General features: G+C 64.9%; 24 protein-coding genes. 11 read left to right on the top strand and 13 right to left on the bottom strand.

Translation table 11 applies throughout. From position 1 onward, the window contains the following. Positions 1 to 9: 9 nt before the first annotated feature. Positions 10 to 138, bottom strand: a complete 129-nt coding sequence (locus tag ING15_RS19735; RefSeq protein ID WP_269812743.1) for a hypothetical protein — start codon at positions 136 to 138, stop codon at positions 10 to 12. Positions 139 to 305: 167 nt separating this feature from the next. Here ING15_RS19735 and ING15_RS10260 point away from each other — a divergent pair, with 167 nt between their 5' ends. Further along, entirely contained in the window at positions 306 to 1,628 is a 1,323-nt protein-coding gene (locus tag ING15_RS10260; RefSeq protein WP_206454710.1) for a cation:proton antiporter, read from the top strand. 15 nt (positions 1,629 to 1,643) lie between these two features. Here the strand turns inward: ING15_RS10260 and ING15_RS10255 are convergent, their stop codons facing one another. Continuing rightward, positions 1,644 to 2,423: a transcriptional regulator gene (locus ING15_RS10255; RefSeq protein ID WP_232845683.1), complete on the bottom strand. Its 780-nt coding sequence runs from the start codon at positions 2,421 to 2,423 to the stop codon at positions 1,644 to 1,646. Positions 2,424 to 2,733: 310 nt separating this feature from the next. On the opposite strand from ING15_RS10255, the gene ING15_RS10250 reads away from it, so the two are divergent. Further along, positions 2,734 to 2,976, top strand: a complete 243-nt coding sequence (locus ING15_RS10250) for a DUF2061 domain-containing protein (protein ID WP_206454709.1) — start codon at positions 2,734 to 2,736, stop codon at positions 2,974 to 2,976. Between the two features lie 135 nt (positions 2,977 to 3,111). On the opposite strand, the gene rplS is transcribed toward ING15_RS10250, so the two are convergent. From rplS to ffh, 7 genes are all read right to left on the bottom strand, one after another. After that, the gene (gene rplS / locus ING15_RS10245) at positions 3,112 to 3,570 is read right to left on the bottom strand and encodes a 50S ribosomal protein L19 (protein WP_206454708.1); all 459 of its coding nucleotides are present in this window, start codon (positions 3,568 to 3,570) and stop codon (positions 3,112 to 3,114) included. A 228-nt stretch (positions 3,571 to 3,798) separates the two neighbouring features. After that, positions 3,799 to 4,482, bottom strand: coding sequence for a tRNA (guanosine(37)-N1)-methyltransferase TrmD (gene trmD, locus ING15_RS10240; protein ID WP_206454707.1), 684 nt, complete (start codon positions 4,480 to 4,482; stop codon positions 3,799 to 3,801). A gap of 7 nt (positions 4,483 to 4,489) precedes the next feature. Further along, entirely contained in the window at positions 4,490 to 4,792 is a 303-nt protein-coding gene (locus ING15_RS10235; RefSeq protein ID WP_206454706.1) for a putative quinol monooxygenase, read from the bottom strand. A 114-nt stretch (positions 4,793 to 4,906) separates the two neighbouring features. Further along, positions 4,907 to 5,485, bottom strand: coding sequence for a ribosome maturation factor RimM (gene rimM / locus ING15_RS10230; RefSeq protein ID WP_332873812.1), 579 nt, complete (start codon positions 5,483 to 5,485; stop codon positions 4,907 to 4,909). A 156-nt stretch (positions 5,486 to 5,641) separates the two neighbouring features. Then, entirely contained in the window at positions 5,642 to 7,165 is a 1,524-nt protein-coding gene (locus tag ING15_RS10225) for a sensor domain-containing diguanylate cyclase (protein WP_206454705.1), read from the bottom strand. 121 nt (positions 7,166 to 7,286) lie between these two features. Next, on the bottom strand, positions 7,287 to 7,733 hold the full coding sequence (gene rpsP, locus ING15_RS10220) for a 30S ribosomal protein S16 (RefSeq protein ID WP_206454704.1): 447 nt from the start codon (positions 7,731 to 7,733) through the stop codon (positions 7,287 to 7,289). A 95-nt stretch (positions 7,734 to 7,828) separates the two neighbouring features. Continuing rightward, on the bottom strand, positions 7,829 to 9,367 hold the full coding sequence (ffh, locus tag ING15_RS10215) for a signal recognition particle protein (protein ID WP_206454703.1): 1,539 nt from the start codon (positions 9,365 to 9,367) through the stop codon (positions 7,829 to 7,831). Between the two features lie 424 nt (positions 9,368 to 9,791). Here ffh and ING15_RS10210 point away from each other — a divergent pair, with 424 nt between their 5' ends. The 9 genes from ING15_RS10210 (at position 9,792) to ING15_RS10170 (ending at position 17,941) form a co-directional block, all read left to right on the top strand. Continuing rightward, the gene (locus ING15_RS10210) at positions 9,792 to 10,880 is read left to right on the top strand and encodes an endonuclease/exonuclease/phosphatase family protein (RefSeq protein ID WP_206454702.1); all 1,089 of its coding nucleotides are present in this window, start codon (positions 9,792 to 9,794) and stop codon (positions 10,878 to 10,880) included. Positions 10,881 to 11,015: 135 nt separating this feature from the next. Further along, on the top strand, positions 11,016 to 11,672 hold the full coding sequence (locus tag ING15_RS10205) for a DUF1236 domain-containing protein (RefSeq protein WP_206454701.1): 657 nt from the start codon (positions 11,016 to 11,018) through the stop codon (positions 11,670 to 11,672). An 89-nt stretch (positions 11,673 to 11,761) separates the two neighbouring features. After that, the gene (locus ING15_RS10200) at positions 11,762 to 12,145 is read left to right on the top strand and encodes a hypothetical protein (RefSeq protein ID WP_206454700.1); all 384 of its coding nucleotides are present in this window, start codon (positions 11,762 to 11,764) and stop codon (positions 12,143 to 12,145) included. 170 nt (positions 12,146 to 12,315) lie between these two features. Then, positions 12,316 to 13,230, top strand: coding sequence for a diaminopimelate epimerase (gene dapF / locus ING15_RS10195; protein WP_206454699.1), 915 nt, complete (start codon positions 12,316 to 12,318; stop codon positions 13,228 to 13,230). After that, a complete protein-coding gene (gene mtaB, locus ING15_RS10190) occupies positions 13,230 to 14,525 on the top strand; it encodes a tRNA (N(6)-L-threonylcarbamoyladenosine(37)-C(2))-methylthiotransferase MtaB (RefSeq protein ID WP_206454698.1) in 1,296 nt (431 codons plus the stop codon). Before dapF ends, mtaB begins: the two co-directional genes overlap by 1 nt. A gap of 18 nt (positions 14,526 to 14,543) precedes the next feature. After that, entirely contained in the window at positions 14,544 to 14,864 is a 321-nt protein-coding gene (locus tag ING15_RS10185; RefSeq protein WP_206454697.1) for a hypothetical protein, read from the top strand. 62 nt (positions 14,865 to 14,926) lie between these two features. Next, positions 14,927 to 16,300, top strand: coding sequence for a signal recognition particle-docking protein FtsY (gene ftsY / locus ING15_RS10180; protein WP_206454784.1), 1,374 nt, complete (start codon positions 14,927 to 14,929; stop codon positions 16,298 to 16,300). 105 nt (positions 16,301 to 16,405) lie between these two features. After that, positions 16,406 to 17,071 carry a septation protein A gene (locus ING15_RS10175; RefSeq protein WP_206454696.1) on the top strand — a complete coding sequence of 222 codons (666 nt, stop codon included), beginning with the start codon at positions 16,406 to 16,408 and terminating at the stop codon, positions 17,069 to 17,071. An 84-nt stretch (positions 17,072 to 17,155) separates the two neighbouring features. Beyond that, positions 17,156 to 17,941, top strand: coding sequence for a tellurite resistance TerB family protein (locus tag ING15_RS10170; RefSeq protein WP_206454695.1), 786 nt, complete (start codon positions 17,156 to 17,158; stop codon positions 17,939 to 17,941). A gap of 3 nt (positions 17,942 to 17,944) precedes the next feature. Here ING15_RS10170 and ING15_RS10165 read toward each other — a convergent pair whose 3' ends face one another. The 4 genes from ING15_RS10165 to ING15_RS10150 are packed head-to-tail and all read right to left on the bottom strand — an operon-like array spanning position 17,945 to position 20,195. Beyond that, positions 17,945 to 18,508 (bottom strand): NUDIX domain-containing protein, encoded by a 564-nt coding sequence (locus tag ING15_RS10165; protein ID WP_206454694.1) that lies wholly within the window; start codon positions 18,506 to 18,508, stop codon positions 17,945 to 17,947. A gap of 50 nt (positions 18,509 to 18,558) precedes the next feature. Beyond that, positions 18,559 to 19,239, bottom strand: coding sequence for a DsbE family thiol:disulfide interchange protein (locus tag ING15_RS10160; protein WP_206454693.1), 681 nt, complete (start codon positions 19,237 to 19,239; stop codon positions 18,559 to 18,561). Then, positions 19,236 to 19,427: a heme exporter protein CcmD gene (gene ccmD, locus ING15_RS10155; RefSeq protein WP_206454692.1), complete on the bottom strand. Its 192-nt coding sequence runs from the start codon at positions 19,425 to 19,427 to the stop codon at positions 19,236 to 19,238. The genes ING15_RS10160 and ccmD overlap by 4 nt, the downstream gene beginning before the upstream one ends. Positions 19,428 to 19,436: 9 nt before the next feature. Continuing rightward, positions 19,437 to 20,195, bottom strand: a complete 759-nt coding sequence (locus ING15_RS10150; protein ID WP_206454691.1) for a heme ABC transporter permease — start codon at positions 20,193 to 20,195, stop codon at positions 19,437 to 19,439. Positions 20,196 to 20,255: the final 60 nt, after the last annotated feature.

Below are 20,255 nucleotides of genomic sequence, written 5' to 3'. Positions count from 1 at the left end.
TCGGCCGCTCTACCGGCCGTCAGCGGCGATCAGCCGGTAGAAGAATCGGCCGGGCAGGCGCGCGTGATCGGAGAGCTTGGCGAAGCCCTCGCTGGTCGGCAGAGGCGCCCGCGCCTTCCTGTTTCCAATTCTGGTCATGGGCAAGAAATAGCAACTGCGCACGACCGTGACAACGACGCGGCGGTCGCCACGAGCGGAGCAGCCCACCCTCTGGCCGAGCGGCGGTTGACGCCTATGCTTGGATGGCAGTCGATAGCCGGCACGGCGGCCCTCGACGACCGGCATGAATCGGCAGGGCGCACGGCATGAACACTCCCGACCTTTTCGTCATCGCAGCGGGAATCTTCGCATACGCGCTGTTTTCGCGAAAGAGCGAGAAGGGAAGCGTGACCGGGCCGATCGTGTTCACGCTGTTCGGGCTCCTCATCGGGTCGGCGGCGCTCAATCTTGTCGATCTTCCCGTCGAGAATGCCTTTATCAACGAGCTCGCCGAGATCACGCTCGTCCTGGCCCTGTTTGCGGATGCCTCGCGGATCGACATCAGGCGGCTCGATCGCCAACACGACGTGCCCTTGCGGCTTCTGGGCATCGGCCTGCCGTTGGCAATGCTGCTCGGGGCCGGGCTGGCTCTGCTGGTCTTTCCCTCACTCGGCCTCTGGCAGGCGGCGATCCTCGGGATCATCCTGGCGCCCACCGATGCCGCGTTGGGCCAGGCGGTGATCGCCAACGAGAAGATTCCGCTGCGGATACGGCAAGCCTTAAATGTTGAAAGCGGTCTCAATGACGGGCTCGCGTTCCCGGTTCTACTGATCGCCATTTCGCTGGCGATCGAAACACAAGGCGGACGTTCGGCGGGCGAATGGGGATTTTTCGTAGCCCAGCAGATCGTCCTTGGCCCCGTCGCCGGCCTCATTGTCGGTTTCGGAGGCGCCTATCTCGTCGAGTTTGCACACAGGCGGAGGTGGATGAACCACGTCTTCCTGCAAATCTCGGTTCTCGGCCTGGCCGTCCTCGCCTTCAGCGGAGCGGAATTGATCGAGGGCAACGGCTTCATCGCGGCCTTCGTCGCCGGCATGGTGGTGGGCACGCGGTCGCGCCGTCTGCTCGAAGCGATCGAGGATTTCGGCGAGACCGAGGGTCAACTGCTCAATCTGGTTGTCTTTATGCTGTTCGGCGCGATTCTTCTTCCGAGCATCTTCAGCGATATCGGCTGGCGGCATGTCATCTACGCAATCCTGTCGCTGACGCTGGTCCGCATGTTCGCGGTCGCGATCAGTCTCGTAGGAACGCGGCTTCTGCCAGTGACGGTCGTCTTTCTCGGATGGTTCGGTCCGCGCGGACTGGCTTCGATCCTCTATCTTCTTCTGATCATCGAGCGCGGCGAACCTGGAGGCATGAGCGATGTTGCGACCACGGTACTGCTCACGGTGCTGCTGAGCGTCTTGCTGCATGGTATTTCGGCATCGCCGGCGGCGCGGGCCTATGGCCGCCGCATCGAAGCGGCGGGGGAGGAACGTACAAACAGCGAGCGGCGAACCGTATTTCCATTCCCTATCCGCATTCGGCGCGGCGGGCGGAAAAAGCGGACGGATTCGGTGGGCGACCGGCAACGCGCGAGCCCCACCTGAGCACACCCCGCCAGCCTAGTCGGGCACGACCAGCCCCTCGATGAAGCGCGGCGTATGCCGCGCCTCGAAATCGGCCTCGCGCACCAGGCCGTCGAAATGCCGGGTCAATTCCATCACCTGCCGCCGTTCGCGAAAGGCGAGATAGAAGCGGCCGACATAGACTGCCGCTTGCAGCGGGCCGAAGATCGTCACCGGCGCGGAAAACACCTTCTTCCGGTCGAAGAGATAGAGCCGAAGCGAGGGATATAACTCTTCGGTCAAACGGGCCAACCGCTCCAGTTGCACCCGCCGCTCCGCGCTTGGCAATCCGCGCCAGTAGCCCTCGCCGGCCGCGAAGCTTTCCAGCGCGTCGATCGGCATGGCGATCTCGTAGTCGGTGTCCGGCGCCCTCAGATAGGCGAGGCGGTCGCGCATGTCGGCGATCGCCTGATCGGACGTGCGGCCGAGAAAGTCACCATATTCGAAGTGTAGCACCGCCTCGGATTTCAGCATGTCCGGCAGCGTTGCGGGGACGTGGCGGATCTTGTAGCCGCGCGCCTCCTCGTGCCAGCGATAGATCGACTTGTCGGAGGGCGCCCGCGCCGCCTCCTCGATGCGCATTGCCACCTGAAGGACATCGGCACTGCGCTCGCGCCGGTCGGTGAGCCCCAGCAGCCAGTCGCAGGAAACCCCGAGCGCGCTGGCGCATTCGGCCGCAAATTGCGCGTTGGGCAGGCGCCCCTCGTCGGATGACAGGAGCAGCGAGACGGTCGAGCGATCGGCGCCGGTGGCGCGCGCCAACGCACTCTTCGACATCGCCGCCGAGGTCATGGCAGAGGCCAGGCGCTCGCGAAAAAGGCGGGATCTTTGTCGTTTATCCATGATTAGTGATAATTATCATGATTGCAGATCGATATCTACATTTGTGAATCAAACCATGAGAATTCACAGAATTCCCGTGAAGAGCCGAGAAGCCTATGGTCGCGACATCTGCTCCCAGGGCGTCGGCTCCCCGCCCGCCTCCCAAGCCGGCGTCGGCGCCCTGGATTTCGACAAACAATCGAATCTGCCCACCGATGCGGCGCATCGCGACGGACTAATTCGCTCATGCACATGGAGATTTTCGATGGAAACCCGCAGCCGAAGCCTCGTGAAAGCCGCGTCGTGGCAGCTTCTCGGCCTCGTGACCATGTCGATCCTGGGGTTTCTGTTTACCGGCTCGCTCTCCTCCGGCGGCGCGCTGGCCGCCGCATCGGGCCTGCTCGGCTTCTTCACCTATCTCGCGCACGAGCGGGTGTGGGCCGGTGTTCGGTGGGGCTGGATTTCGGCGACCGGCACGATCCGCGAGACGGCGACTCTTGATCGCTGAATGCGCGGCGAGAGGCGCTTCTGGTCGATGCTGGAAACGCCGTCCGCCGGTGCTCCTGAAAATTTCACTGCCCAAACGCAAGAAAGCGGCCCCGCAGGACCGCCTTCTGAAATCCTGTCCGACCAAGAGGTCGGCTTATTCGGCGGCGTCCTTGGCCGCCTGCTTCTCGGCCTTGGCCTTGTCGCGCTCGGCGACGAGGATCTGGCGGGCGTCGTCGTTCAGCTTGCGGGCGCGAACATTCGTGGCCTCGACGATACGGGCCGACTTGCCGCGGCGATCGCGCAGATAATAGAGCTTAGCCCGCCGCACCTTGCCGCGCCGAACGACCTCGACCGAATCGAGCTGCGGCGAATAGAGCGGGAAGACGCGCTCGACGCCTTCGCCATAGGAAATCTTGCGGACCGTGAAGTTTTCCTGGATGCCCGCGCCCGATCGCGCGATGCAGACGCCTTCATAGGCTTGGACACGCGTGCGCGTGCCCTCGGTGACCTTGACGTTGACGCGTAGCGTATCGCCGGCGGAAAATTCCGGAATGGTACGGATCGCGTTGATCCGCTCGGCCTCGGCCGCCTCGAGTTCGGAGATGATGTTCATGGCATAGCCTCAATTCGTTTCATGCCGGAAAAGTCAGTCTCAGCCGACATGGCCGCGAGTACGGTCAAGTTATTCTGAGGAAATCGGTGTCGCCCATACACCGCTTTGCCGCCTTTGTCACTATCTCGCGCCGACTTCCGACGCGACTTTTGCAAGGCCCCAGGCACCAGCGGCATTCGCGGCGGTTCGATTATGCCCGAACGGGGCTGCGGAGTCGACCAAGCAACGTCACTCGGCGAGCAGATCCGGCCGCCTCGTCCGGGTTATGAACTCCGCCTCGGCCTGCCGCCAGCGTTCGACCGCCCCGTGGTCGCCGGAGGTCAGAACGTCGGGGATTGTCCGACCCTCCCATTCTGCCGGCCGCGTATAATGGGGATGTTCGAGCAGGCCGGTTTCGAAGCTTTCCGTCTCGCCCGAGCGGGCGTTGCCCATGACACCGGGCAGCAACCGGACTACGGCGTCGAGCAGCACCATGGCGGCCATCTCTCCGCCCGACAGGATGTAATCACCGACCGAGACCTCCTCGAGGTCGCGCGCCTCGATCACCCGCTCGTCGACCCCCTCGAAGCGCCCGCAGAGGATCACGGCGCCCGCACTGGCAGCGAGTTCGCGCACACGCACCTGGGTCAGCGGCTTGCCGCGCGGGCTCATCAGCAGTCGCGGCCGTGGGTCGCCCGCCGGCGAGGCCGAATCGATCGCGTTGGCCAGCACATCGGCGCGCATCACCATGCCGGCGCCGCCACCGGACGGCGTGTCGTCGACCGTGCGATGACGGCCGACGCCGAAGTCGCGAATCTGCACCGTCTCCAGCGCGAAATCACCGCGTGCGAGCGCCTTGCCGGCCAGCGAGACGCCGAGCGGTCCGGGAAACATCTCCGGATAGAGCGTGAGGACGGTGGCGCGAAAGCTCATGATGGGATCAGGCGAGCTGCTCGCTCTTGGCGACCTCAATGATCTTCAGATCGCGCCCGAGCACCTCGACCTTACTCAGCGCCGCGCGCCAGGCCGCGATGTGGTCGGATTTGCCATGACGCGTCAGATCGTCCCGGCTCTCCCACTCCTCGTAGATCCGCACCAGGCCCGGCTCGGTCAGATCCTGGGCAAAGGAATAGACGAGACAGCCGGGCTCGGCTCGGGTCGCGGCGATGGTGGCATTCGCGGTCTCCCGCAAAGCTTCGAGATCGGCGGGATGAAGACGCTGGGTTCCGGCGACGATGATCATGAGGCATTCCTTTCGATGGCGGCAGGGGCAGAGATACGCGCAGCGGGCAAAAAAGGGGATCGGTTACGCGCCACAAGGTGCGGAGTAAACCGCAGACGACGACGGAGCGGGGCGTCAGTCATCGTCCGCCGGTGGCTCGGTCGCACCGCCTGGCTCATCTGTTTCGGCCTCGACAAGCCCGGCGGCGAAGGGTTCGACGATCATCACGCCGCGATCCGCGTCGATCTTAGGAACCGCCGCCTCGGAAAACGGGATCATTACGGTCGGGCCTTCGGGCGGCTTGATCTCGACGATGTCGCCGGCGCCGAAATCATGGAACGCCACGACCGTTCCGACGCTTGCGCCGGACACCGTCTCCACGGCGAGGCCGACAAGGTCGCCCAGGTAGAACTCGTCCGACTCGTCCGGCTCCGGCAAGGCGGAGCGATCGATGAAGAGTTCGCGGCCGTTCAGCCGCTCGGCGTGGTTGCGATCCTCCACCTCGGCAAAGCGGACGACAACGACGTTCTTCTGAAGGCGGGCGCTCTTCACCGTGTAGCGATTGCCCTCCGCGTCAAAGAGCGGCCCATAGGCGCCAAGATCGACAGGGCTATCGGTAAACGAGCGGACGCGGCATTCGCCCTTCAGTCCGTGCGCGCCGCCGACGACGCCAAGCAGGACCGGATTTTCCGGTTTTGATGCAATTTGCGACACGAGACTTCACATCCATTGGCGCCTGACGCGCCGAACTCGACAATGGCTCCCCACGAACAGGGCATCGGGACCCGCGGTCAGGCGCCCATCTTACCGAGACCATGCGACCGGTGCACCCGGTAGCAGGTTCGGATCATCGACGAAACGTTGCTGGCGTTACGCATTGAGGGCCGGCTCGACATCCCCTTCCGCCTTGCCGCGGCGGTCGAGACCGGCTTTCAGGTAATGCAGGCGTTTCGCCTCGTACATCCGCATGTCGGCGCGCTTGACCACTTCCTCCAGCCGCTCGTCCGGGCCGGCCGTCGCCAGGCCCAGCGAAAAGGACAGATGGGCGCCCGGATAAAACTGGTTGTTGACCGCTACCAGATCCTCGATCGTCGCGATCATCTCCAGCCCTTCGGCTTCGCTGGTCGCGGGCATCAGAACGATGAACTCGTCTCCACCGATGCGGGCGGCATGACAGGGTTTGGCAACCGCCTTGTTGAGCACCTCGCCGGCGCGCCGCAGCAGGGCGTCTCCCGCGGCGTGCCCCAGATGGTCGTTGACCGGTTTCAACCCGTTGAGATCGACGACGATCAGCGTCACCGGCGTTGGCCCTTTGCGCTCCAGCCGATTGAGCTCGTCGACGAAAAATGACCGGTTGTAGAGTTTCGTCAGTACGTCGTGCTTTCCGAGATATTCCAGATACGCCTCTGCCTTCTTGCGCGCGGTGATGTCGGTGAGCGCCACCTGCACCAGCGACCAGTCCGCCTCACGCCCCGGAAAGACGGAGAACTGCATGTGAACGTGCAGTTCGTCGCTCTCGAGCGAATAATTCACCACCTCGCGCTGCTGGAACAGCTTGCCGTCCCACAGATCGATCAGTTGCTCCCGGAAATATTGCTCCATGCCATCGCGGAAAACCTCGTTGAGACGGCTGAGCAACGCGGGTTTGTCCGCCGCGCAAAACAGTTCGAGCGTATGCTGATTGACGTCGATGACGCGGATTTCGCTCATGCAGCGCGAAACGAATTCCGGATGCACGTCGACGAAGGTGCGAAAATCGACGACGCCGCGCGCCCGGACATCGTCGATCAGCGCCTTCACCGCACTGAAATCCTCAACCCAAAGGGAGATCGGCGAATGCTCGAACAGGCCCTGGGTGAACGCCTCGCTGGCGACCAGCCTGCGCCGGCCTTCCTCGCGCTCGCTCACATCCTCGGTGGCGATCAGAACGCAGCTCCAATCATCCTCGAAACCGGGCAGGATGCGAGCCTTCAGCTGGACGTCCAGCCGACGGCCGGACAGCGTGTAGTTGACCGCGTAGCTGGTAAACGCAGTCCGCCCCTCCCACAGCTGGATCAGTTCCTCGCGATGGCTGTCGAGCATGTCGCCTGAAAACACCTGGTCGAGGTTCGCGGCCAGTTCGTCGAAGCCACCCGCCTCGAACAGCGACAGGGTGCAGGCATTGACGGCGATAAGCCCGATGCGATCCGCCGCCGCCTTCACACGGCCCGGGTCTTCCTCCAGATGCTCGCGGATCGAGGTGACGCCGGCGTCACGCCATTCGTCGAACAGCGCCTTGACGCCGCTGAAATCCTCGATCCAGAGCGGGATCGGCGCGAGTTCGAACAAGCCGAGATCCCCTGTGGACACGGCCTCGTAGCGAGCGTCCATTGGGGCTTCGGCGGAACTCGGCATCGGCTGACCTCGATGACAGGCGGTCCGCATTTCGTAAGATGCGTTCCGATTGCTCGAACGGCGCCGAATGGCGCCGTTGCTCAGGTCTAACGATTACAGTGGAAACTTTCCTCACGCAAACTTACGATGCGGGTTCTTCCGTAGTCGCCTCATCTGCGGCGGGAGCCTCTTCGGCCGGCGCATTCTTGGCGGCTTCGGCATCGGCGGCTGCCTGCTCGGCCGCCGCCTTGGCGTCCTCCTCGCGCTGCACGCGCTCGGCTTCGCGCTCCTGTGCCTTCTTGCCCGGCTTGCCCTTCACCGGATTGACGCGGGCGGGACGGTTGAGAATGCCGGCCTGATCAAGGAAGCGCATGACGCGATCCGTCGGCTGTGCGCCCTCGCCGAGCCAGTGCTTGATGCGCTCTTCGTTCAACTTCACGCGCTCGGCGTCCTTCGGCAACATTGGGTTCCAGGAGCCGAGCTGCTCGACGAACCGGCCATCGCGGGGGCTCCGGGCGTCCGCGACGACGACATGGTAATAAGGCCGCTTTTTCGAGCCGGCACGGGCGAGGCGCATTTTCAGGGGCATGTGGAGTTTTCCTTCTGTTGGATGTCGGCCCGTTGTCGGATGCCGGAGTTTGCTGTTCGAGGTGTTCGCGTGGTCGCGGCTTGGCCGCTGGACCCCTATTTTTTCTTGACCGGCAGGCCGGGAAGTCCGGGAAGGCCCGGCAATCCGCCGGGCGCGCCGAGACCAGGGGGAAGCCCACCGCCCTGCGCGGCTTTCGCCATCGCTTCGATCTGCTTGGGATCCATCTTCGACAGGTCCGGCATGCCGCCGGGCATACCGCCGCCGGGACCACCCATGCCGCCAAGGCCCATTTTGCCGGCAAGGCCGCCCATCATCTTGCCCATCATGCCGCCCTTGCCCTTGCCCATCGACTTCATGACGTCGGCCATCTGTCGGTGCATCTTCAAGAGCTTGTTGATCTCGGCCGACGACGTGCCGGAGCCGGCTGCGATGCGCTTCTTGCGGCTGTGCTTGAGGATGTCGGGGCGAGCGCGCTCGGCCGGGGTCATCGACGAAATGACGGCGAGCTGGCGCTTCAGCATCTTATCGTCGAGACCGGCGGAGGCCATCTGGTCCTTCATCTTTCCCATGCCGGGCATCAGACCCATCATGCCGCCCATGCCGCCCATCTTCTGCATCTGGCGGATCTGGTCGGCAAGGTCGTTCAGGTCGAACTTCCCCGACTGCATCTTCTTGGCCATCGCCGCGGCTTTTTCCGCGTCGATGTTCTCGGCCGCCTTCTCGACAAGACTGACGATGTCGCCCATGCCCAGGATGCGGTCGGCGATGCGCGAGGGATGGAAATCCTCCAGCGCGTCCATCTTCTCGCCGGTGCCGATCAGCTTGATCGGCTTGCCGGTGACCGCGCGCATGGACAGCGCCGCGCCGCCGCGTCCGTCGCCGTCGACGCGCGTGAGGACGATGCCGGTGATGCCGACCCGTTCGTCGAAGGAACGGGCGAGATTGACCGCGTCCTGACCGGTAAGCGAGTCGGCAACGAGGAGAATCTCGTGCGGGTTCGCCCGCGCCTTGATCTCCGCCATCTCGACCATCAGCGGCTCGTCGATGTGAGTGCGGCCGGCGGTGTCGAGAATGACAACATCGTAGCCGCCGAGCTTGCCGGCCTGATGGGCCCGGACGGCGATCTCCACCGGTCCCTGCCCCGCGATGATCGGCAGCGTCGCGACACCGGTCTGCTCCCCGAGAACCCTCAACTGCTCCTGCGCGGCCGGCCGACGGGTGTCCAGCGAGGCCATCAGCACCTTCTTGCGCTGCCGCTCGGTCAGGCGCCTGGCGATCTTGCCGGTGGTCGTGGTCTTGCCCGAGCCCTGCAGGCCGACCATCATCACGACGACCGGTGCCGGCGCGTTGAGGTCGATTGGCACCTGGTCCCGACCGAGCATTTCGATCAGTTCGTCATGGACGATCTTGACGACCATCTGGCCGGGCTTGATCGACTTCAGGATTTCGGCGCCGACGGCCTTTTCGCGCACCCGGTCGGTAAAGCCCCGCACCACTTCCAGCGCGACGTCGGCTTCGAGCAGCGCCCGGCGGACCTCGCGCAGCGCCGCCCCCACATCCTTGTCGGAGAGCGCGCCGCGGCCGGTAAGACCGTTCAGGATGGACCCAAGGCGGTCCTGGAGCGAGTCGAACATCAAGCTTCCTTCCGTCCTTCCGAATTGCCCCGGAAGGTGGTGCGCATCGCCGAGGACCGCAAACCCTTCATGCCGGGAGCGGACGTTGCTCAAAGCATGAACGCATCCGCGGGCGAAACTCGCTGGCGGATGGGGACCTCCATGCGGCTCCAGGAGAAGGGGCATGGTCGGCGGGTCGCGGACGGTATGTCGCGGATTTGCCGAGCAAGAACACCAAAGCGCTCGAATTGTCAATTCGGGGGCGGGTCGGGAGGCCGGGGCAGCCGGCGGCGGTCTGCGAGCCGCTTGAAGGGATGCCGCGGCCCCCCTGCTATCAGCAGGCGCCAACCATGCGCCCTTGTCCTATGCAGCTTTGGATACAAGTGCTCGACAACGGTCGGCTTGTTCCCGGCCGTCTACGGATCACTCCAATCGCGTTGAGGTCATGACGGCTGCCCTAATTCTGACCGCACTCACGATCTTTCTTCTTTTTGCGACTGGCATTTCCTTCGCCCGCATCGCGCACGGCTTCGTCCGGGTTTTTGCCTTTCCCCGGTTGCAATTCCTTGCCCTGACGCTTGTCCTCGTGCCGCTGACAGTCTGGCTGGTCGAGTCCGCCATGTGGATGTGGAGCTTACTTGCCGGACAAGCCATCGTGCTGGCCGTGCAGGCGGTTTCGATCGCGCAGTTCACGCCGCTGCGCAAGCGCCAGTCCCAAAGCTACGAGGGCGACCCGAATGGCAAGAACACGGTGTCGGTCCTTTCCTACAACGTCAAAATGTCCAATCGCGACTATGACAGGGCAATCGCCCTCGTCCGCGAAGCCGACCCCGATATCGCGATTTTCATGGAGACCGACGAGGGTTGGGCCGATGCGATCAAGGCGCTGAGCGACGACTGGCCGCATGGGGTCTCGCATCCGCTGGAGAACTCCTATGGTATGATTCTCATGTCCCGCCACCAGTTGCGGGACACCAAAGTCCAATATCTCGTCATGGAAGACGTGCCCTCGATCATCACGACCGTCGTCCTGCCGGATGGGCAGCGCTTTCATCTCTATGGCGTCCATCCGGAGCCGCCGGTACCGCATGTGGATTCGGCCGGGCGCGATGCCGAGTTGGTCCAGGTGGCCGAACTCGTGAAGGAAGACCGCGTGCCCGCAATCGTCTGCGGCGATCTCAATGACGTCGCCTGGTCCCATACCACCCGGCTCTTTCAGCGGATATCGCGGCTTCTCGATCCACGCGTCGGGCGCGGGTTCTATAACACATTCGACACCCGCTTCTGGTTCATGCGCTGGCCGCTGGACCATCTGTTCCACGATGCCCGCTTCCAGTTGATTGCAATGAAGCGGCTGCCCGATATCGGCTCCGACCACTATCCGATGTATTTCAAGCTGGCCCTGACGGCTTCGGCCGAGGAAGCGGAACTGCCCGAGAGGGAAGACGCGGCGGATCGCGAGGAGTGTGCGGAGATCGAAAAAGACGCCCGCGCCCTCGACCGCCATGCAATTGGTACCGACTGGGAGAAATAGACGCGCGCCCGGAATCCTGGGTCCCAGGGGCAGGCAGGTGAGAGGTTCGTTGCACAATGCAGCGGTTGGTCAGGAACAATTATCAATCTGCGACATTTTGACGAGCGAAGGGCTTTCTCGTCAGGATTTAAATTTATGAAACTTCGACATATTCTCGTCACCGGCACCACCACCGCTTTGGTCGCGCTTGCCATGCCCGCATTCGCACAGACAGCCGTGAAGGCGACGACCGATCTCAACCTCCGCGCAGGACCCGGACCGAACTACGAGATCATCGGTATGATTGCGAATGAAGGTAGCGCCACGGTCGATGGGTGCATCGAAGGCGGTTCCTGGTGCAAGGTGAGCGTCGACGGCAAGGAAGGCTGGGCTTACTCAGACTATCTGACCGCCGACATGGCGGGTGAGCAGGTCGTCGTCACCACCCGCCGACAGGAACTTTCCGTTCCGGTGACGACCTACGAGAACGATGCTGGTGGCGGGCTCGCCGGCGCAACGACGGGCGCCGTCGCGGGAGCCATCGTAGGCGGCCCCGTGGGCGCTGCGATCGGCGGAGCGGCGGGTCTTGCCGCGGGCGCCGTCATAGACCCACCTGAGACCGCCGTATCCTACGTCCGCTCGAACCAGGTCGATCCTGTTTATCTCGAGGGTGAAGCCGTCGTCGGCGCCAGCCTTCCCGAGACGGTCGAACTTCGGGAGATTCCGGATTACGAGTACCGCTATGTCTATGTGAACGGACAGCCAGTCCTCGTCGAAGCCAACACACGCAAGGTCGTCTACGTCGTACGCTAACGGCTGCCGTGCATCATTGGAGCGCCGGAACACCGGCGCTCCCCCTCGCCCGGCATGCAGATCGCCGCGGCCCAACAGGAGTAAGTCACATGTCAGACCCACGCGACGTCCCCCCTCCGGTGGACAGGGTCCCTCCCGGCGAGGACCGAACCGTCATCGTCAACAACGATCGCGTCGACGGCCCGAGAGGCGGCGGCAGCGGTGGCATGATCGCCGCGGCGGTTCTCATTCTCGTTCTCCTCGTCGGCGCCTTCTTCCTGTTCGGTGACGGCCTCTCCGGCGGAGACGTGGGCGACAGCAGCACGACGAACGTTACCGTGGATACCCCCGACGCCAGCGTCGAAACGCCCGCCGCGGAAAGCGACGCGACCCCGGCGGCCTCCGAAGCGCCACCCGCGGCTCCGGAAGCTCCGGCAGACACGGCAGCACCGGAAGCTCCCGCCGCGACAGAGGCCCCGGCACCGGCCAACTAACCGATGGCAACCGGTTGGCGCGGTTCGTTGCCGTGATCGGTGGCAGCCGGAAGGTAGCAGCTTTGGCACCTCTGCCTGGTGGTCTTGGGCAAGACGCCCAAAGCCTCCGGCCGCGTGGGCGACCACGCGGCCTCCTTTCCTTTGCCACCATGATCGGCCATATAGCCGCCATGACCGAGAGCGCCGGCACCGCCGCTGAGCCCGCCATCGCCTTCGCGCGGATGAATGGGCTCGGCAACGAGATCATCGTCGCCGATCTGCGCGGCACCGACGCCCGCATATCGTCCGATAGCGCGCGTGCGCTAGCTGCCGACCCCGCGACCCGCTTCGACCAGATCATGGCGATCCACGACCCCAGAACCGCCGGCACCGACGCCTATATCCGGATCATCAATCGCGACGGCTCCGAGGCCGAGGCCTGCGGCAACGGTACGCGTTGCGTCGTCCAGGCACTTTCTGCCGAGACTGGTCGGCGCGACTTCACCTTCGAGACGCGGGCCGGCATCCTGACCGCGACCGAACGGCCGGACGGGTTGATTTCCGTCGACATGGGCCGACCGCGTTTCGGCTGGGCGGACATCCCGCTGGCCGAGGAATTCCACGATACCCGTGCCATCGAACTTCAGATCGGGCCGATCGACGCGCCGGTGTTGCATTCGCCTTCGGTCGCCTCGATGGGCAATCCCCATGCGATCTTCTGGGTCGATCGCGACGTCTGGAGCTACGATCTCGATCGCTTCGGTCCGATCCTTGAAAACCATCCGATTTTTCCCGAACGGGCGAACATCTCCATTGCTCAGGTGACAAGCCCGAGCGCGTTGACGCTTCGGACCTGGGAGCGCGGCGTCGGCCTGACCATGGCTTGCGGCTCGGCCGCTTGCGCCGCCGCCGTCTCGGCCGCGCGGACGCAGCGAACCGACCGGACGGTGACCGTCACCGTGCCGGGTGGCGATCTCCTGCTGGAATGGCGCGACGACGACCACGTCATCATGACCGGCCCCGCGACATGGGAATGGTCGGGTCGCCTCGACCCGGCGAGGGGCGCCTATGTCCGCGACAACCAGACCGCAGCGGAACCCGCCTGATGGGCGTCGATGTCGTTTCCTTCGGCTGCCGGCTGAACACCTACGAGGCCGAGGTGATGAAGCGCGAGGCGCTGGCCGCCGGCCTCGGCGAGGACGGTCCGGGCGCGATCGTCTTCAACACCTGCGCCGTCACCGCCGAGGCGGTGCGCCAGGCGCGCCAGCAAATCCGCCGGGCCCGGCGCGATAACCCGCAAGCGCGCATCGTCGTCACCGGCTGCGCGGCGCAGACCGAACCCGGCCGCTTCGCCGAAATGGCCGAAGTCGACGCCGTGATCGGCAATGACGACAAGCTAGTCGCCGCGTCCTATCGCGCCCTGCCGGATTTCGGCGTGGCGACGGAAGAGAAAATCCGCGTCAACGACATCATGAGCATCACCGAAACCGCTGGCCACATGGTCGACGCGATCGAGGGACGCGCACGCGCCATCGTCCAGGTCCAGAATGGCTGCGACCACCGCTGCACCTTCTGCATCATCCCCTTTGGCCGCGGCAATTCGCGCTCGGTGCCGATGGGCGCGGCCGTCGATCAGGTCAAGCGCCTCGTCGCCGGCGGCTACAATGAGGTGGTGCTGTCGGGCGTCGACATGACCAGTTGGGGCGCCGATCTGCCCGGCCAGCCAAGGCTCGGCGACCTCGTCCAGGCGATCCTGCGCCATGTGCCGGATCTGCGGCGTCTGCGGCTTTCCTCGATTGATTCCGTCGAGGCCGACCCGGCGCTGATCGAGGCGATCGGCTCGGAAAAGCGGCTGATGCCGCACCTGCACCTGTCGCTGCAGGCCGGCGACGACATGATCCTGAAACGGATGAAGCGCCGCCACAACCGCGACGACGCGATCCGCTTCTGCGCGGACATGCGCGCGGCGCGGCCGGACATCGTCTATGGCGCCGACATCATCGCGGGCTTTCCGACCGAAACCCACGCCATGTTCGAAAACTCGCTGAAGCTGGTCGAGGAGTGCGGGTTGACTCACCTCCACGTCTTCCCGTTCTCGCCGCGCGAGGGCACACCGGCGGCGCGCATGCCGCAACTGTCCCGCCCTCTCGTCAAGGAACGCGCGGCGCGTCTGCGCGAGGCCGGCGACGCGGCCCATGCCGCGCACCTTGCCCGCCTCGTCGGCACGGCACAGAGCGTGCTCATCGAACGGGACGGCATTGGCCGCTGCGAGGATTTCACCCTCTGTCATGTCGACGCCGGGCTCCCCGGCCAGCTTGTCGACACTATCATCGCGCAGGAACGCGACGGGCGGCTTTCCGCCCGCGTCGTTCAGCCCCGAAAAGGGGCGAACCGGGTTTGAAGAGAAACGATCTGACACATGGCTGAACAAAAAGGTTTCTTCCGGCGCATCTTCTCCTTCGGTTCCGACCGCGAGGAAGATCGCGTTCCCGAGCATGGCGAACTGCCGCGGCCGTCCGATACCGAAGTCGGCCGCGCCGGATCGCCGGACCCGGACATGCATCCGGAGGCGGCGGCGAGTTCCGTCGCCGACGGCGAGGCCGGTGCGGCGCTCGATGAGGGAGGCGGCATCACGCCACTCGCCGAAGGCGCGGAAAAACGCCCCACGGACGACCCGGCGGACGCTTCGATCGGCCATGAAGCGAGCGCGGCTCAAAAAAAAACTCCGAAATCCTCCTAGGGCAAACGGCGGGCGAACAAGCCGAACCGGCTGAAGCCGACGACGGCGCGGATTTCTCCTGGCTGGAGGCGCCGGAGCCGATCGAATCGGCGGAAGCGACGGCGGAGAGCCCCGACTTCTCGTTTCTGGAACAGCCGATTCCTCCCGAGGATGAGACACCGCCGCCCGTCGCGGGCGAACGGCGGGAAGCCTCCGAGGCCGCGGACGCGGCGGCCCCCGCTGTGGGGCCGGCCTCCGAAGACGATCATCTGGACGGGCATGGCGAAGACCTGCCCGACGAGGAGGCGGATTTTTCCTGGCTCGACGCGGAGCTGCCGCCGGACGACGACGCCGCGCTCGAGACGTCCGGGCGGATCGTCCCCGCCTTCGACGAGACACCCGAACCCCGCACCGACGCGCCGCTCCCTTCCCCGCCCCAGCAGCCCGTCACCGCCCGCCCGCCGGTGGACCCCGAGGCCGGCTTTCGGCTTCGCGAACAGGCGACCCCGGCCGCGCCCGCCCCCGAAGTAACGGCGCCCTGGCTGCAACGCCTGCGCCAGGGGCTGTCGCGCTCGTCCAACCAGCTGTCCGGCTCGATCGGTTCGATCTTCACCAAACGGCGCCTGGACGAGGAGACGCTGCAGGATTTCGAGGACGTGCTGATCCAGGCCGATCTCGGCGTCGAGACGGCGTTGCGCATCACCGACCGCCTGTCGGAAGGCCGCTTCGGCCGCGAGATCGCCAGTCAGGAAGTCCGCTCGATCCTTGCCGGCGAAATCGAGAAAACGCTGGCGCCGGTGGCGATGCCGCTGGAGCTCGATCTGGAAAAGAAGCCGCACGTCATTCTCGTGGTCGGGGTCAACGGCACCGGCAAGACCACGACGATCGGCAAGCTGGCGGCGAAGCTCAGCCGCGCCGGGCTCAAGGTAACCCTGTGCGCCGGCGACACCTTCCGCGCCGCCGCCGTCGAGCAGTTGAAGATCTGGGGCGAGCGCACCGGCTCCGAGGTCGTCGCCAAGGCGATCGGCGCAGATGCGGCGGGGCTGGCCTTCGAGGCCTATGACCGCGCGGTCGAGAACGACTCCGATGTCCTGATCATCGACACGGCCGGGCGCCTGCAGAACAAGACCGAGCTGATGGCGGAACTGGAAAAGATCATCCGCGTCCTCGGCAAGCGTGAGCCGGACGCGCCGCACACCGTGCTGTTGACCCTCGACGCCACCACCGGCCAGAATGCCCTCAACCAGGTCGAGATCTTCCGCAATGTCGCCGGCGTCAACGGGCTGGTGATGACCAAGCTCGACGGCACGGCGCGCGGCGGCATCCTCGTCGCCATCGCCGCCAAGCACAAGCTGCCGGTCTATTTCGTCGGCGTCGGCGAGGGCATCGACGATCTCGAACCGTTCAAGGCGAAGGATTTCGCCAGTGCGATCGCGAGTGTGTCGGATTCCCCCTGATGGCTAGGCTGTCCATCAAAGATCGGTCAGATTCCGACCATATTGGCGCCGCAGCCTATCATTTGCCGCGATCCCGAACGATATGAGGGCGAACACGGAGTGCCCATGACCGACCACATCATCGAAGAAGAACCGAATTCCCCGACCCGAAAGGAGATGAACCCGCTCCTGAAATTCGCGCTGGAGCTCGGGCCGCTGCTGGTCTTCTTCTTCGCCAATGCGCGCGGCGAGCAGATCGCCAACGTCTTTCCGGTGCTGCAGGAACTGGGTGGCCCGCTGTTCGTCGCCACCGCGCTGTTCATGGCGGCGATGGCCATCTCGCTGAGCGTTTCCTGGGCGATCACCCGGACATTGCCGATCATGCCGCTGGTCTCCGGTGCGGTGGTGCTTGTGTTCGGCACGCTGACTTTGTGGCTGCAGGACGAGACCTTCATCAAGATGAAGCCGACCATCGTCAACGGCCTCTTCGCCGGCGTCCTCCTCGGCGGGCTCTTATTCGGCAAGTCGCTGCTCGGCTACGTCTTCGATCAGGCCTTCAAACTCGACGCCGAGGGCTGGCGCAAGCTGACCTTTCGCTGGGGCCTGTTCTTCATCTTCCTGGCCATCCTCAACGAGGTGGTCTGGCGTTCATTCTCGACGGATTTCTGGGTCGCCTTCAAGGTCTGGGGCACGATGCCGATCACCATCGCATTCATGATGGCGCAGTTCCCGCTGATCAAGCGTCACGCCACCGAGCCACTGGTTAAGGAGCATGTGAGCGCAAAGGATTGACGCCGGCCGGGGGGTGCCGTCCGCCATTGCGATGCCGGATCACCATCCCGATATCGGAGCCAGCAGCAACAAGGATCCGATGTCATGGATGTGCAGAAGCTTCTCGGTGAATTTCTCGGCCAAGGTGAAAGCCGCCGGCAGGGTTACGGACAAGACCGGCGCGCCGGCGCCGGGCTTGGCGGCTCGGGCGCCGGGGGCTCCGTCGTTGATCAGATCGGCGACATGCTGTCCGGCAAGGGCGGGTCGGCACTGACCGGCGTGCTCGTCGGCGGCTTGGCCTCAAGCCTGTTCCGGGGCAAGGGCGTTCGCAAGCTCGGCGGTTCGGCCTTGAAACTCGGTGGCGCGGCGCTCGTGGCCGGCCTCGCCTACAAGGCCTATCAGAATTACCAGGCGAACAACGCCGCCGCGGGCGCGCTGCCGAACGCCGCGCCGACGCCGGTTTCCGGACGGCAACCGGTCCCGGCCGGCGAAATCCCCGCCCCCGAGGGCACGGCCTTCCTCCCGGAGGGCGAAGAAGATCGACGGGCGGGCCTGATGCTCTCGGCGATGATCGCCGCGGCCAAGGCCGACGGCTATATCGACGCTGCGGAACAGCAGGCGATCTTCGGGCGCATCGACGATCTGGGGCTGGAGGCCGAGGAAAAAGGCTTTGTCATCGACGAGATGCGTCGGCCGCTTTCCGTGGACGAACTCGCCTCGCGGGCGACGAGCCCGGAGATCGCCATGGAAATTTACACCGCGTCCGTTCTCGCCATCGATCCGGACCACCCGGCCGAGCAAGCGTATCTCGATCATCTCGCCGCGCGGCTGAACCTTCCGGCGGAGCTGACGGCGGAAATTCGCCGCACTGCGCGCGAAGTGCGGGAATAGCCGTCAGAACTCGCCGGTCTTCAAGGCGCGCCCATCGGGCATGACGTTGCCGGTGGCGCCGTCGGGATTGCCGAACGGCGCCGGCGGCGCACCGGCTTCCGCCTCGCGGTCGTGGTGGAGCGCCCAGTGGACCGAGGGAAAGGCCAGTTCGTCCCACGGAATGGCGTCGAAGGCGAACATGTCCACGGCTTGGCTTTCCGGTCCCGCCGCGATGGTCGCCTCCGCAAGCCGCGCCCGGTAGATGAGTTGCACCTGGCTGATCCGCGGTACGGCGTAGACAGCCAGCAGCCGCTCGATCGTGAGCGCCGCCTCGGCTTCCTCCCGCGCCTCGCGGCGGGCGCCGTCCTCGGGCGTCTCGTTCAGTTCCAGATAGCCGGCCGGGATCGTCCAGAACCCCTTGCGCGGCTCGATCGCCCGCTTGCAGAGCAGGATCTTGCCATCGTGGCGGACCACCGAGCCGACGACGATCTTGGGGTTTTCGTAGGCGACGAAACCGCAAGTATCGCAGATCTTGCGCGGCAGGGCGTCGTCTTCGGGCGTACGGAGGGAGAAGGAGGGCTCGGTCATTTGGTCACAGATGATCTCGGCGGTCGTTCGAACCGGCAACGCACGAAAGATCAGCTCGTCGGCGCCTTCTCGGCCGGCTTTCGCGCCAGCACTTCCTCGATCGCCGGCATCAGACCGGTCTCGATGATCTCGGGCGAGAACGGTCCCGTCTGCTTGTAGACGATCTCGCCGTCCGGGGTGACGAGGAAGGTTTCCGGGATGCCGTAGACGCCCCAGTCGATCGTCGCCGTGCCCTTGGGATCGACCCCGACCGCATCGTAGGGATTGCCGAGCGATTTCAGGAATTCGAGCGCGTTTTCCGGCTTGTCCTTGTAATTGATACCGAGGAGCCGGAAGCGATCGTCCTTGGCGAGTTCCATCAACAGCGGATGCTCGACGCGGCAGGGCGCGCACCAGGAGGCGAAAACGTTGACGATGACGGGACGGCCGTCGCCAAACCCCGTCAGGTCGAGACCTGGGATCGGTTGCCCATCCTCCCCCACAAGCCCATCCAGCGGCGGCAGTGTGGTTTCCGGAGCGGTCTTGCCGATCAGCACCGACGGGATGATCTGGGCGTTCTTTCCCGAAAGCAACTGATAGAGAAAGACGGAGGCAAGCCCGCCGAACAGCAGCAGCGGCAAGAGGACCAGCCAGTTGCGCCGCGGTTTGGCGGGCCGCGATGGCTGCGTCTCGCCATCATGCGCCGCAGCCGGCGCGGTCGGGATCGTCGTCTCGGTCGGCTCCTCGATCATTGTGCCGTCCCTGTCATCTTGGAGGCGGCTGCGGGGCGACCGGCGGACCGCCGGCGAATACCCCTTGCTTCGAGTGCCTTCAAGGCGCGTCGCTGCGCCCTGGCGTCGAGGAAAACCCAGAGCGCCAGCGCCAGGAGGGCCAGCGCCGAGACCCCATAGGCCGATGCGATAAAACCGAAATAATTCATGACGTTTCCTCAGGCTTCGGCGTTGCGCGCCGCAAGCCGCGACAGCGCCGCGACGCGGCGGCGCAGCACCTCGGTGCGCATCGCCGTCAGATGCAGGGCGAAGAACAGCAGCGTAAAGCCGATCGCCGAGATCAGCAGCGGTGCCAGAAACACCGCCGGCATCGTCGGTCCATCGGGGCGCATCACGCTGGCCGGCTGGTGCAGCGTATTCCACCAATCGACCGAAAACTTGATGATCGGAATGTTGACGAAGCCGACGAGGACGAGGATCGCCGCTGCCTTGGCGCTTCTGCCCGGATCGTCCAGCGCCCGGGTTAGCGCGATCAGTCCCAGATACATGAGGAACAGGATGAAGACGGAGGTCAGACGGGCGTCCCATACCCACCAGGTGCCCCACATCGGCCGGCCCCAGAGCGAGCCAGTGATCAGCGACAGCGCGGTGAACACGGCACCGATCGGCGCGGCGGCCTTGACCGCGACGTCGGCGAGCGGATGACGCCAGACCAGGGTGCCGAGGGCCGACACGCTCATCACCGTCCAGGCCATCATCGCGATCCAGGCGAAGGGCACATGAATGAACATGATCTGCACGGTCGCGCCCTGCTGGTAATCCGGCGGCGCGGTGAAGCCGAGCGTCAGCCCCACGGCGAGCGCCAGAAGGGCCACCGAGTAGAGCCAGGGCTGAAGCTTGCCCGACAGCGCCAGGAAGCGGGTCGGATTGGCAAGGATGGTCAAGCGCGACGGCTTGGCGGCGGAAAGGTCGGTCATAGGCCTAGTCTAGAAGCTCCCAGGGCAAGCGGCAAATGGACAATCGCATGATCGGCGCCC

Source organism: Aurantimonas marina (genome assembly GCF_017183135.1).
GTDB classification, from domain to species: domain Bacteria; phylum Pseudomonadota; class Alphaproteobacteria; order Rhizobiales; family Rhizobiaceae; genus Aurantimonas; species Aurantimonas marina.
The sequence above is the reverse complement of the archived record's forward strand: the minus strand, read 5'-3'. Positions and strand labels throughout refer to the sequence as shown.